Origin of the sequence: Rothia nasimurium (assembly GCF_042660305.1) — a bacterium.
Taxonomy (GTDB): Bacteria; Actinomycetota; Actinomycetes; order Actinomycetales; family Micrococcaceae; genus Rothia; species Rothia nasimurium.
Map to the genome: position 1 here is coordinate 471,553 of NZ_JBHSTW010000018.1, position 12,665 is coordinate 484,217.

The window sequence follows — 12,665 nt, forward strand, 5'->3', positions numbered from 1 at the left end:
CACAGCGTGCCGGGGCGGGAAAGTTTTAGGAGCGACCGAGCTGGTCGAGTTCTTCTAGGCTGGTGGCTCGGTTGAGTTCGTCGTCGGTGAGTCCCTCTGCGAGTTTAGCGTTGCGGCGGTCGCGGCGCTTGTCGTTAAGCATGGCGATACCGATAGCAACAAAGAAGAAGAAGAGCAGGGGCAGCATGAGGTAGAGCATGGACATGATGTCGTTACCGGGAGCTGCCATAGCTGCGAGCAGACCAACGAGCACGACTACCCAGCGCCAGGACTTGAGAATGGTCTTACCGCGGATCAGGCCGATGAAGTTGAGGCCGACCAGGATAACGGGCAGTACGAAGGCGATACCGAAGACCAGCATGAATTTAACCACGAAGCTGACGTAGACGTCGGCGGTGAAGAGGTTGGTTGCGCCATCGGGGCTGAACATGGTCAGGGTGCGGACGGCGGTGGGTAGCACCCACCAGGCCAGGCCGGTGCCCAGAAGGAACATGGGGATGGCGGTGAAGGTGAAGCCCAGGGTGTAGAGCTTTTCCTTGCGGTAGAGGGCCGGGGTGATGAAGGCCCAGAGTTGGTAGAGCCAGACGGGGCTTGCGATGACCAGGCCGATGTAGAGGGAGATACGCACCATCTGGTCGAAGGGAGATGTTGCGGTGGAGTAGTTCAGGGCTGCGGTGCGGCCAGCTTCGGTGTTGATGGCGTAGACCGGGGCGCTGATGGCCTCCATGAAGGGCTCGTAGAGGAAGAAGCCGCCGATAGCGCAGATAAAGGTAGCAACAGCCGCTTTAATGAGGCGGTTGCGGAATTCGCGAAAGTGCTCGCCGAGGGCCATGGTGGCCTGGGGGTTGTTCTTTCGGCTGGTTGATTTAGCCATGGGTGCCTTCTACTGAAACTCTGGGAGCCCATAAACCCGCGCCCTGGGTGGCCAGGGCACGGGTCGGGCGGTTAACTCACGAACGCTCTGGGGGGCGAGAACTTAGTTCTGTGAGCCCTTGTTCTGGTCGGTGGTGGTGGGGTTGTTGATGACCTCACCGGAAACAACGGAACCGTTGGTGTCGCCGTTTGCTTCGTTGTTCTTCTTGGAGTCGTTCTTCAAGCCGTCAACTTCTGACTTGAAGATACGCATGGACTGGCCGAGGCTGCGGGCCATGCCGGGGAGCTTGGGGGCACCGAAGAGCAGGATGATGATGACAAGGAGGATGATGAGATGGACGGGGCCGAGGTTACCGAGCACGAGCGTCACCTTTCTTGAAGACGTTTGAGGTCTCCGACGAGTTGGGGCTGTCCGAGTTCGTCGCGGCGCTGAGAGCGGCGGCGGGCTCGGTCGAGCGTTCGAGTGTTCTTGCCCTGGATGTAGTCTGCGTAGGCGGTTCCTACCGGGATGAAAAGAGCCGGTTGCGGTTCTTCTCTGAGGGGCTGGGCGTGGTTGGCCTGCCCAAGCGCATCTGTAATGCTGGACTCCCAGTCTTGGGCGGCATCGAGTGCCCCTAAGGCTTTGCGGAAGACGCGGTATAGCAGCCAGGCTAGCAGGCAGAGCGAGCTCACTACGAGCACGGTCCATAAAACTATCCAAAACCACCAAGGCATAGTGACAATTATATATCCCAAGCGGCTTTAGTTTTGAGAATATTTTGCTGTGGGCTTGCACCGATTCTGCTGGGATATGGGTGGGTAATGTGCCGGGGCAGTTGTTTGTGGCCCCTAGTCACCCAGTAGCTCTAGTAGGTCTTGCCGCAGGTGGGCAGGGATGAGCAGGCGGACGGTCGGGCCCAGGTCTATGAGCAGGTTGAGGGCCCAGGCGGTGTGGGCGACCGGTATTTTGTAGAAGGTCACACCGTTTTCTTCGGCTGTTTCAAGGGCGTAGCGGTAGAGGGTGCTGTGGGTTTTTTCGCGCTGGGCTACCGGCAGACTTTTAGCGACAGCCAGAATCATGGTCTCGGCAGCAACTTGGCCGCTGGTCAACTGGGTGAGCCAGCTGCGAGGGCTAACGGGGGCGGACGCGTCCTCCCCCGCCTCGGGTTCAGTCAGCACCTGCTGGGTGAAGCTATCACCCTCGACCGGGGCCATACTCAATATCTGGTCAAGCCTAAAGTGCCGCACCTGCCCGCTCAACCGGCACCAAGCTTGCAGGTAGCGAGGCCCGTTATCAACGATGAGGGCCAGCGGTTCAATAACGCGGCGGGAGACAGACCGGTGGGAGCTGTAGGTGATATCGAGGGGAATCTGCTGATCAAGAGCCCGCTGTACTAGGGGGTCAAGGTCGGCCCGATAGACCCCTACCCGTTCAGGCATGGGCGCAACCTCGGGTAGGTTCTCGGTAGCAACCGAGGCCCATATCTTCTGGCGCAGGTGGCTGTAAAAGGACTCTGTATCGAGGCTGGCCGACAGGTCGAGAGCCAGGCTCAGCGCCAGGGCTTCTGTTTCAGTCAGAGACACACCGCGGGTCAGCACCTGCTGCCCCCGCAGGGTCACAAACCCAGCCGAGTTAATGGCTAGATCCAAGGACTCAAACCCAACGCTGCTGGCTAAACCTTCTAGCTGGGTACGGGCCTTCTGCTCCGTCGTTGAAAAGAAATCTGCCAGGGTAGTAAGGGGCAGACCCCCGGTGCTCTCGATCAGGGACACCATCAGCAGAAGCCTCATGAGCTGGTCTGAAGCACTTTCACGGGCCCGCTGAGCAGCTACAGGCTTCCAGGCCTTTGTTCGTTCAGGAGCAGCGATATTGGGCGCCGGGGTGTGCCAGGCCCGCAGCTCCTGCCGAAGCCTTTCCTCTTCATCAGCGACCTTTCGCTGGTAGTCCCCCACCACGCCAGGAGCTGATGTGCCCTCCGGGAGCCGGTGGGTGCGTCCGTCCTTCATTGCCTGCAGGGCAGACTCCACTACCCCGTAGGAGGGAGCCAGCTGCACCCCGTCCGCCCCCTTCCCGGGCAGCAGGGGCACGGTAGCTACCTGCGGAACCTGCTCAGGTTCAAGCGCGGCCAACTCCCGTACCATCGAAAAAGTGGCAGGGGGCTGCGGCCCCTCAACAGCCAAAACAGACAAACCTGCCGCCCGATCAAGCCTAAAAATACGCTGCCCCTGACGGGCCCGATCCCAGCCCACCAGGTACCAGTGACCAAAGCGCAAACCCAGCCCCCAGCAGGCAACCGAGCGCACCTCGTCCCTACCGGCATAGCGAAAACTCACGCCCTTACCCTCAGCCACCGCCGCCAGGCACTCTGCAACCCCGGGGACCGTGGTGAACCGGGCGGGCTCCCCCAGCTCACCACCAAGACGCTGGCCCACACTCGCCCCCACCTTGAGCAGGGCAGCACGAGCCAGCCGCTCCACCTCGGTGCCTTCCCAGGCCCGCGCACAGTGGCTCAGCACCACCACGTCCAAGGCCGAAAAATCAGCCACCGCCTGCGACCTAGCCTCCAGCCGATACACAAAGCCCAGCCGAGAACGATCAGCCCGCTCAGCCACCAGCTCAACGCCCAGGGCCCGTAAGACCTGCTTATCGCGCTCAAACATACGCTCAAACGCAGCATCGGTCGCCGCCTGGTCATAGCCCGGCACCCGCTGGCGCACAGCATCCCGGTCCAGCCCCCAAGGGGCAGACGAGAGCACATCAAGTAAGGCAGCAGCACGTTCAACAGCTTTAGAAGTCACATACATAAAGATAGCCCCCGGCTCTTTCGAACCGGGGGCCAAACACGCGCAGGCACAAGCCCACAGCGAGAATTAACGCTTGATGACGTCTACCAGGTCAACCACAAAAATCAGTGATTCGTTAGGACCAATAGCAGAACCGGCACCGCGGGAACCGTAGGCCATCTCGCTGGGGATCTCCAGGCGACGGCGGCCGCCTACCTTCATACCCAGCAGGCCCTCGTCCCATCCGCGGATCACCATACCGACACCGACCTGGAAACGCAGGGGCTCACCGCGACCCCAGGAAGAGTCAAACTCTTCACCGGTGGAGAAAGCTACACCCACGTAGTGGGCTGACACGGTATCGCCAGCCTCAACGACCTCACCGGCACCCTCAATCTCATCGATGATGATGAGTTCTTCGGGGGTGCCACCTTCGGGGAAATCAATTTCGGGCTTGCTACGGTCGAGATTACGCTGACCAAATGACATGAGGTTTTACCTTTTCTAATCGAGTGATAATAGAGGTCTTATTCGCTGGCTGAGGCGGTAGCTTCAGCGCTCGCAGACTCGGTAGCGTTTGCGCTGGCATCTGCGGTTGCAGCTGCGGACGCGTCGGCTGAGGCGCTAGCTGATGCTGCGGCGGTGCGGGTGGGTGAGGAGCCCAGGATGTCTACCACGAAGACCAGGGCACCTTCGGGGGCGCCGCTGGTGGCGGCGTCCTCACCGTAGGCCAGCTCGCTGGGGATGACCAGCAGGACGCGGGAACCGACGGTCTTACCGGCCAGGCCCTGCTTCCAGCCCTCGATGACGCCGTTCAGGGAGAGGGCGGTGGGGGTAGCGCCGAAGTTACCGTCGAACTGGGTGCCGTCTGACCAGGTCACGCCAACGTAGTTGACGTAGAGGGTGTCGGATTCACTCACGGTTGCACCGGTGCCGGTGATGAGGTCTTCGGTGTAAAGCTCGGTGGGGGCATCGCCGCGGTCTGGTGACAGGGTCAGGGTGGCGGTGCCGTCATCGGCAAGGGAGAAGCTTTCCAGGGCAGATGACTTCTTCTCGTTCTCGGTGCCTTCAGCGCTCTTGAGCAGCTTACCGGAGACGGTGTAGACCTCTACGTTGGTGGCGGTGCCTGCTGAAACGGTGGGGGTTGCCTCAGCGGTTGAGGTGGAGGTGGTATCGATGTTGGTGGAGTAAGAGAAGGACATACCGACCTTTGAGCCGATCAGAATGTCGTATAGCTCGGGGGCGGCGTTCTTCAGGTCTTCGCCCACGGGGATAATCATGGGTGCGTCGGTGTAGGTGGTGCCCAGGGAGGTGCCGTCGGCTCCGCTGAAGACGGTGGCGTCAACGAGCAGGCTGTCGCCGTCCTCGATGGTGGCGCCGTCGCCGTCCTCAATCTTGTAGGCTTCGGTGCCGTTGGCTGCGAAGGGGGTTGCGAAGGAAACCGAGGGTTCGGCGGTTGCCCCGTTCATGGAGTAGTCGATATCTGAGAGGCTGCTGCCGCTGCCGGAGCCGCCGCAGGCAGACAGAACGAGGGCGAGCATGGCGCCGCTGGATGCGAAAAGGGCTGACTTTTTCTTCACTGGTTTCACTTTCCTTGAGGTTGCGCTCTTCAGCAGAACGCTTTTCTTCACCGCGTACATACTAGCGGATAGAGCTGGGTGGGGTCTGGTAATTTGCCGGTTTGCCTAGATAAAGGGTGGGGACCAGGCGTCCTGGGGGCCGGGGTTGAGGGTGGCCAGCAGGTCGTCCATGGCGGCGCTTTCGGTGGCGAAGGGGTCCTTGCACATGACGGTCAGGTGGGGCTTGTTGTTGAGTTTCAGGTGTACCCAGTCCACGGTGAAGGGCTCGCCGGCGTTGCGGGCAGCACTGATGAAGCGGCCGCGCAGGGAGGCCCTGGTGGCAGGAGGGTGCACGGTGGCATGGGCAATGTCATCGGGGCTGACCAGGTTCTTGACCAGGCCCTTGCGGGTGAGCAGGCCAAAGACGCCTCGTGCGGGGTCGATATCGTGGTAGGCCAAATCAAGCTGCTGGATTTTGGGGTCGTCGTAGCCGCTGGCCCCGCGGGCGATGTAGGTATCGAGTAGCTTCTTTTTGATGGCCCAGTCAATTTCGGTATCGATCTGGGAGGTATCGCCGCTTTCCACCGCATCCAGGGCCCGGCCCCAGAGATCCAGGATATAGGGCACGTCCTCGTGGTGGGCCCCTTTCTCTTCGATGTAGCGGGTGGCGGCCACCTGGTAGTGACGTTGCAGGGTCAGGGCGTTGGCTTCACGGCCGTCCGCCAGGGGGAAGGTTGCTGTGCCGGTCAGGTCGTGGGAGATAACGCGCAGGGCGGTGGCGGTGTCTTTGATTTCGAAGTTCTCGAGGGGGTAGTAGTCCTCAAGCATGCGAAGCACCAGGTCGGTGGCTCCGAGTTTGAGCAGGGTGGTGGCCTGCGACATGTTGGAATCCCCGTTGATGACGTGCATACGACGGTAGAGCGAGGCGTCGGCGTGGGGCTCGTCGCGGGTGTTGATGATGGGGCGGGCCCTGGTGGTGGCTGTTGATGAGCCCTCCCAGATGTAGTCGGCGCGCTGGGAGAAGGAGAAGCTGGTCTGCCCCTCTGGCCCGAGCGGACGTCCGCCCCACTGCGGGGGGCCTGCCGGGTGTACCTTACCCGCCCCCACCACAATCTGGCGGGTAATCAGGAAGGGATTCAGGGAGCGGACCAGGCGGGAGAACTCCACCTTGCGCTCTAGCATGTAGTTCTCGTGGGAGCCGAAAGAGTTGCCCGCCGAGTCAACATTGTTTTTGAAGAGGAAGATCTGCCCCTGATAGCCCTCTGCTTCGAGGGAATCTTCTGCCTGGTTGACCAGGTCATTGAGCAGGTACTCCCCCGCCTTGTCCTGAATCAGGGCATCGCGAACCGAGGCGGTCTCGGCGGTGGCGTATTCGGGGTGGGATCCCACATCGAGGTAGAGTCGCCCGCCGTTGGGCAGGAAGACGTTGGAGGAACGCCAGGTGTCTACCACCGGTTTGAAGAGCTTGCGGGCGGCCTCTTCTGGGGCCAGGGGGCCAAGCCCTTTCGGGATGTATCTGATGCCGAACTCGGTTTCGATGCCGAATATTCTGCGTTCCACGGGTCTTCCTTAGGCGTTGGGGCGGGTACTGGCTGCTTGTGAGGGGCTGGGCCTACTGGCCGCCCTTTTGGACGAAGCCCTTGACGAAGTCTTCGGCGTTCTCTTCGAGCACGCCGTCGATTTCTGCCAGCAGGTCATCGATGTCTGATACTGCCTGCTCGTTCACCTCGGTGTTCTGGTGGGCGATGGCTACTTCTTCTACCTGCTGGGAGGTGGTTGAGGTGGTGTTCTGACGCTGAATGCGGTCCATGATGTCTCTCTTTCTATGTGGTATGACGGCTAGCTGTGCTGCTGCTGGCCGGCCAGTAGGGCAAAAAGCTGGTCTGCGTGCTCTAGCCCCAGGTGGGGTTCAACGATTTCGGCGGTAAAGTACTCGGGGTTATCCATGGTCAGACGGTGCAGGTCGATGGAGAGCGGGTTGCGTACCGAGAGGGTGTCCCAGTTGGCTCCCACGACCTCGTCGGGCCAGGTGGTGATGAGTTTACCGCGCAAGTAGGCACGGGTGTCGCGCGGCGGCTCGGCGGCGGCCCGGGCAATGTCTTCGGGGCTGAAGAGTGTCTTCATGCGGCCCAGGGCTACCAGCTTGTGGTACAGGCCCTTGCCGGGGCGGACGTCCGAATACTGCAGGTCGATGGCGGCCAGCTTGGGGTCGTCCCAGCTCAGGCCCCGGTCAACGTAGCCCTTCAGTAGGGCGTACTTGGCAACCCAGTCCAGGCGGTCGGCCAGGGATAGGGGGTTATCTGCCAGGGCCTCTAGCACCTCGCCCCAAAGCTGCAGAATCTCGGCGGTTGCCTCATCGGGGTTGGTCTCTAGCGCGATGGCAGCATCGAGGTAGGCCCGCTGAATCTGCAGGGCGCTCATGCTGCCCCCGCCCGCGAGGGGCAGCTTGGCGCTCAGGGTCAGGTCGTGGCTGACCGTGTGCATGGCAGCAACCGGGTCAGCCAGTTTAATGGCAGGAGCAGTCTTGGCCTCGATGAGGTTCAGTACCAGGGACATGGTGCCGAACTTGAGCAGGTTGGAGGTGTGCGACAGGTTAGCGTCACCGGTAATCACGTGCAGGCGGCGATAACGGTTGCTGTCGGCGTGGGGCTCGTCGCGGGTGTTAATCAGCGGGCGGCGGACGGTGGTTTCCAGACCGACGGTGCGCTCAAAGAAGTCAGCACGCTGGGAAATCTGAAAACCTGCCTGCTCCCCCGCTGTACCCAAGCCCAGCCGTCCTGCCCCCACCATGACCTGACGGGTAGCGAAGAAGGGCAGCAGGCTAGCTGCCAGGTACTCAAAATCGACGGTGCGGGGCACCAGATAGTTCTCGTGGGAACCGTAGGACTGGCCCTTGCCGTCCGTATTGTTCTTGTAGAGGTTGACCGCGGGCATAGCCGAGCTCTGGCTAGCGGTCACCTTTTCAATGGTAGCTACGGTTTGTGCGGCGATGTGGTCGCCTGCCGCATCCCAGAGGACAGCGTCGCGCGGGTTAGTCACCTCGGGCGAGGAGTATTCGGGGTGGGCATGGTCCACATAGAAACGGGCCCCGTTGGGCAGAATCGAGTTCATGGTGACCGCATCCCAGTCGATACGCTCGGCAAAATGCCCGGCCTCGCTCAGGGCTTCTGCTGCGATGTCTTCGCTGGTGAGCACGTGGGCGGTATCGGTCAGCTGGGTGGGGTGGGCCTGCTCGCGCGGCATGTCGAAACCGCGAGCATCGGCTAACGGTGCTTCTGAACCGTACTCCCAGCGGGTTTCAAGGGCCGCTGAGAGCTCCTGCTTGAAAAGGGTGTCGTAGGTGTTGACCACAAAAGCAGAGAGCACCGTGGGGTTGGCGTGGGGCTTTTCCGGGGCGTGCACCCCGTACTCGGTCTCGGCCCCCATGATACGGCGAACAGTCATCGCTAGACCCCCGCTCCGGTATCGACGGCACGAACCGGGGCTGCGTTAAGCACGCGCAAACGAATATTGAGGGTGGAGAGGACGTCCTCAATTTCGCTGGCCTGGGGCACCTCGACCTGGTCCTCGAATTCTGCGCGCACGGCCTCAAGCAGGTGCTCGGTGCTGATGCCCTCAGCCCCGGTAGACAGGTAAGACTTAATCGCCAGCTTCTTAGCCTGATCGACGATATTGCGGATCACTGCGCCCGAGAGGAAGTCGCCCCTGAAGAGCCAGCGGCTCACGCCGTTCTCTAGATCAACGCTGATGTAACGGTTCGCCGGCTCAGCGGAGAAGAGGTGTTCAATGACCGTCTCAATCATGCTGGCAACAGCTTTCTGCTGGGACCCGGCTCGTGCCACCTCAGCCTGACTAATCGGCAGGTCCTCTGTCAGGTAAAGCCCGAAGATTTCGGCAGTGCCGGCCCTGTTGGGGCGGTTAATGCGGATCTTCACGTCCAAACGCCCCGGGCGCAGCACGGCCGGGTCAATCATGTCTTCGCGGTTGGTCGCACCAATCACAATGACGTTATCCAGGCTCTCAACCCCGTCAATCTCAGCCAGAAGCTGGGGCACAATGGTGGTTTCTACGTCCGAAGACCGGCCCGAACCGCGGGTGCGGAAGAGCGACTCCATCTCGTCAAAGAAAACCACCACGGGGTGGCCCGCTCGTGCCTTGTCGCGGGCAGCAGAGAAGATATCGCGAATCTGTCGCTCGGTCTCACCCACATACTTATCCAGCAGCTCCGGGCCCTTGATGTTCAAGAAGTAGCCGGTCTTTTTACCATTCTCAGACCGCTCCGCAGCCCGCGCAGCCAGAGAGTTAGCCACAGCCTTGGCAATCAGGGTCTTACCGTTGCCGGGAGGGCCGTAGAGCAAGATACCCTTGGGCGGGGTGAGGCGGTACTGGCGGTAAATATCGGGGTGCAGGAAGGGCAGTTCAACGGCGTCCCTAATCAGGTCAATCTGGTCACCCAGGCCACCGATATTGTCATAGGTAACATCGGGTACCTCTTCCAGCACCAGCTCCTGGGCATCGGTATGGGGAACCAGGGAGGTCACCATCTGAATACGCGAATCGTAGGTGACGGTATCCCCCACCCGCAGCTCGTCCGGGTCCAGAGCGCCCGAGATGCGGGCCACAGCCTTTGACTGGTTGGGCAGGTCAACCACCAGGTGATCGTGATCGAGCACCTCACGCACCGTCACCACATCACCGTAGCCCTCAAACCCCAGCGACACCACGGCCTGGGTCTGCTCGTTGAGCAAGACGGTCATACCCGGCTTCACCTGGGCAATCGGCAACAGGGGTGAGCAGGTGATACGCACCAGACGGCCGCCCAAGAGCACATCAAGATGCTCCTCAATCTCAGCCGGAGTCTTGCCCTCGGCAAGATCCTGGTAGGTCATCGTCGCCCCGTGCACCCCCAGCACCAGGGCAGAATTCAGCGGCGGAGCCACCTCCTGAGCCAGCGCCATGCGCAAATGCTCAATTTCGTTCTTCGTCTTGGTCAGAGCCGTCACCAGCTTCTGGTTGCGCTCGCCAGCCGCCCGCAACTGCCGATCAAGATTGCGGCGGTTATCGTTAGCGATATTGAGCTGCCGCAGAATACGCTCGTAATCTACCGACGAAACGGTTAAACGTTCACTCATGCTGGGGCACTTCCTTCTGGTGACGACTCACCGGTGAGTCAGAACCCCGCCACCCCAATCATCGGGTGGCGGGGCCGTCATGGGGTTTTAGTTTTCGGAATCCTGGTCAGCCTGCGCTGCCTCAGCCTTTTGGGCGGCGGAGGCGGCCTTTTCAGCCAGGTTCAGGGCATCGCGACCGGCCCGGCGGAGCTTACGGTCAGAGACATTGCGCTCGCCCAGGGCTGCGGGAGTCCAGGCGTTCATATCCTCTTCTGAGAAATCGGTCTTTGAGGCACGGCGCTTGGGGGCCAGACGCTCTGCCCCGTCAGCTAGGCGGCGGGCGGTAATGAGGAAGCCGGTGTGGGCTACCATGCGGTGGTCGGGGCGCACTGCCAGGCCCTCAACGTGCCAGCCTCGTACCATGGTTTCGTGGGATTCGGGCTCGGTGAAGCGGCCATCGGCGCGCAGGGCCTCAGCCACGCGGGAGAGCTGGGTTACGGTTGCAACGTAGCAGATGATGACGCCACCGGGCGCCAGGGCGGTGGCTACAGCATCCAGGCACTCCCAGGGGGCCAGCATGTCGAGGACGGCGCGGTCTACGCTACCGGGTTCTTCAACCTCGCCCAGTGCTTCAGCCAAATCGCCCAGGGTCAGCGACCAGGCGGGGTGCTCCCCACCGAAGAAGGTCTCGATGTTGCCGCGGGCGATATCGGCAAATTCTTCTCGGCGTTCGAAAGAGCGCAGGTGGCCGCCGTCCCCCACGGCCCGCAGCAGGGCGATAGAGAGGGCACCGGAGCCGACGCCAGCTTCAATCACGCGGGCACCGGGGAAGATATCGGCCATGGCCACAATCTGGCCGGCATCCTTGGGGTAGACCACGGCAGCGCCGCGGGGCATAGAAAGCACAAAATCCTTGTAGAGCGGGCGCAGGGCCTGGAACTTGAACCCCTCGGAGTTTTCAATCACGGTGCCCTCAACGTTGCCGATGAGCTCGCTGTGCTTAAAAAAACCGCGGTGAGAGTGGTACTCCCCGCCTTCAGCCAGGGTAATGGTGGTCATGCGTCCGCGCTCGTCGGTTAGCTGGACGCGCTCTCCCGGGCGGAAGGGGCCACGACGGTTGACACTACCGGTAGGGGTGCTCATAAGGTCAGATTTCTCTTTCGTTTTTGGTCTGGTTTCTTCTATTGTCTCAGAAAAGCGCGGTGGGGTCATTTAGATGAAGACGTGCCAGCGCCCACGGTGGCGAGCACCGCCTGAGTCATGGCCTGGGAGGTCACCAGCCCTACGGGGGTGGCGGCGTCCATCACTACCCAGGTGAGGTTCTGCCCCCGCTGCTCTTCGGGCAAGCGGTAGTGGGCAAAGCCGCTGTACTCATCGAGGGTGTCGATGTAACCGGTCTGGATGCCCAGAGTGCGGGCTGCAAGGGGCTGGGCGATAGCGGCCAGGGGCTGCTGGTCAAGAGAGCCCAGCGAGGCAGCGAGTGTTGTAGGGTCAACGAGGGCAAGGGGGCGCACGGATGCTCCCTGCTGCTCTACCAGAAGCAGGTGGGATACGCCGTCCCAGCGCTGGTGGGCACCACCGATGCTGCTGTGCGGGTCAGCGAGCTGGGCGGGGACCATCAGGGCGGACGCCCGTAGGGGGTGGCGAGGGTCGGAATCCTGCGCGAGTTGTTTGAGGGAGTGGTTGGTACCGCTCCACAGATAAAAGGCCAGGGCAGCGGCCACCAGTAGTACCCAGGGGGATCGCCACAGGCCGGTAAAGAGCAGGGCGCTAGCTAAGAGGGCAAGGAGCAGAAGGCCCGTATAGGCCGTCACCCGGGTTGCCACCGACCGGCGGCCTACCAGGATAAAGACAAGGGCTTCGAGGGCATAACCGCCGTCGAGGGGGAAGGCAGGTATCAGGTTAAAAATACCGATAGCAAGGTTGACCTGGGCTGCTAAGGCGAAGCCAAAGAAGTCGGCGGAACCCGTCACCAGCCAGATAAGCTGGCACAGGGCCGCTACCGCAAAGTTCACCAGCGGGCCAGCCACCGACACCAGTAGCGAGGTAGCCGCCGAAGCGGTCTGCATCTTGGTCTGCCCGCCCCACATGTTCAGAGAGATGGACGAAATCCGCACCCCCCGTGCCCGGCCCACCGCAGCGTGTGCCAGTTCGTGGGCGAAGACTCCCAGCGCCAGGGTGCCGGCAACCACACCGGCAGCAAGATAGCCCTGCACATCCGTTAAAGACCGCAATGACGCCAGGTTCATACCGTAACCCACCACGACCAAAGCCATGAGGGGGAACCAGGAGAGGCGCAGATATATTGGCGCCCCCGCGAAAGAACCAATCCGAAGACCCGGATGGGACGTCATACCTT

12 protein-coding genes are annotated in these 12,665 nt (G+C 61.6%); all 12 read right to left on the bottom strand.

Translation table 11 applies throughout. The annotated features are described in order from the left end of the window. Positions 1-25: 25 nt before the first annotated feature. The 12 genes from tatC to ACFP6B_RS09235 all read right to left on the bottom strand — a co-directional run bounded on the left by tatC (position 26) and on the right by ACFP6B_RS09235 (position 12,660). Positions 26-874 (bottom strand): twin-arginine translocase subunit TatC, encoded by an 849-nt coding sequence (gene tatC / locus ACFP6B_RS09180; RefSeq protein ID WP_237185672.1) that lies wholly within the window; start codon positions 872-874, stop codon positions 26-28. A 102-nt stretch (positions 875-976) separates the two neighbouring features. Continuing rightward, entirely contained in the window at positions 977-1,234 is a 258-nt protein-coding gene (gene tatA, locus ACFP6B_RS09185; protein ID WP_135013989.1) for a Sec-independent protein translocase subunit TatA, read from the bottom strand. Positions 1,235-1,239: 5 nt separating this feature from the next. Continuing rightward, positions 1,240-1,554: a hypothetical protein gene (locus ACFP6B_RS09190; protein ID WP_377129414.1), complete on the bottom strand. Its 315-nt coding sequence runs from the start codon at positions 1,552-1,554 to the stop codon at positions 1,240-1,242. A gap of 147 nt (positions 1,555-1,701) precedes the next feature. Continuing rightward, positions 1,702-3,651 carry a helix-turn-helix transcriptional regulator gene (locus ACFP6B_RS09195; RefSeq protein ID WP_377129416.1) on the bottom strand — a complete coding sequence of 650 codons (1,950 nt, stop codon included), beginning with the start codon at positions 3,649-3,651 and terminating at the stop codon, positions 1,702-1,704. Between the two features lie 72 nt (positions 3,652-3,723). After that, positions 3,724-4,125 (bottom strand): FKBP-type peptidyl-prolyl cis-trans isomerase, encoded by a 402-nt coding sequence (locus ACFP6B_RS09200; RefSeq protein WP_237185669.1) that lies wholly within the window; start codon positions 4,123-4,125, stop codon positions 3,724-3,726. 38 nt (positions 4,126-4,163) lie between these two features. Beyond that, complete coding sequence (locus ACFP6B_RS09205) at positions 4,164-5,216, bottom strand: FKBP-type peptidyl-prolyl cis-trans isomerase (RefSeq protein ID WP_377129418.1); 1,053 nt, start codon at positions 5,214-5,216, stop codon at positions 4,164-4,166. Positions 5,217-5,321: 105 nt separating this feature from the next. Next, positions 5,322-6,755 (bottom strand): Pup--protein ligase, encoded by a 1,434-nt coding sequence (gene pafA, locus ACFP6B_RS09210; RefSeq protein ID WP_377129420.1) that lies wholly within the window; start codon positions 6,753-6,755, stop codon positions 5,322-5,324. Between the two features lie 52 nt (positions 6,756-6,807). Next, entirely contained in the window at positions 6,808-7,005 is a 198-nt protein-coding gene (locus ACFP6B_RS09215; protein ID WP_237185666.1) for a ubiquitin-like protein Pup, read from the bottom strand. Between the two features lie 29 nt (positions 7,006-7,034). Beyond that, complete coding sequence (dop, locus tag ACFP6B_RS09220) at positions 7,035-8,639, bottom strand: depupylase/deamidase Dop (protein WP_377129423.1); 1,605 nt, start codon at positions 8,637-8,639, stop codon at positions 7,035-7,037. Between the two features lie 2 nt (positions 8,640-8,641). Further along, on the bottom strand, positions 8,642-10,327 hold the full coding sequence (gene arc / locus ACFP6B_RS09225) for a proteasome ATPase (protein WP_377129425.1): 1,686 nt from the start codon (positions 10,325-10,327) through the stop codon (positions 8,642-8,644). 87 nt (positions 10,328-10,414) lie between these two features. Next, positions 10,415-11,449, bottom strand: coding sequence for a tRNA (adenine-N1)-methyltransferase (locus tag ACFP6B_RS09230; RefSeq protein WP_237185663.1), 1,035 nt, complete (start codon positions 11,447-11,449; stop codon positions 10,415-10,417). A 65-nt stretch (positions 11,450-11,514) separates the two neighbouring features. After that, the gene (locus ACFP6B_RS09235) at positions 11,515-12,660 is read right to left on the bottom strand and encodes a site-2 protease family protein (RefSeq protein ID WP_377129427.1); all 1,146 of its coding nucleotides are present in this window, start codon (positions 12,658-12,660) and stop codon (positions 11,515-11,517) included. Between the last annotated feature and the right edge of the window lie 5 nt (positions 12,661-12,665).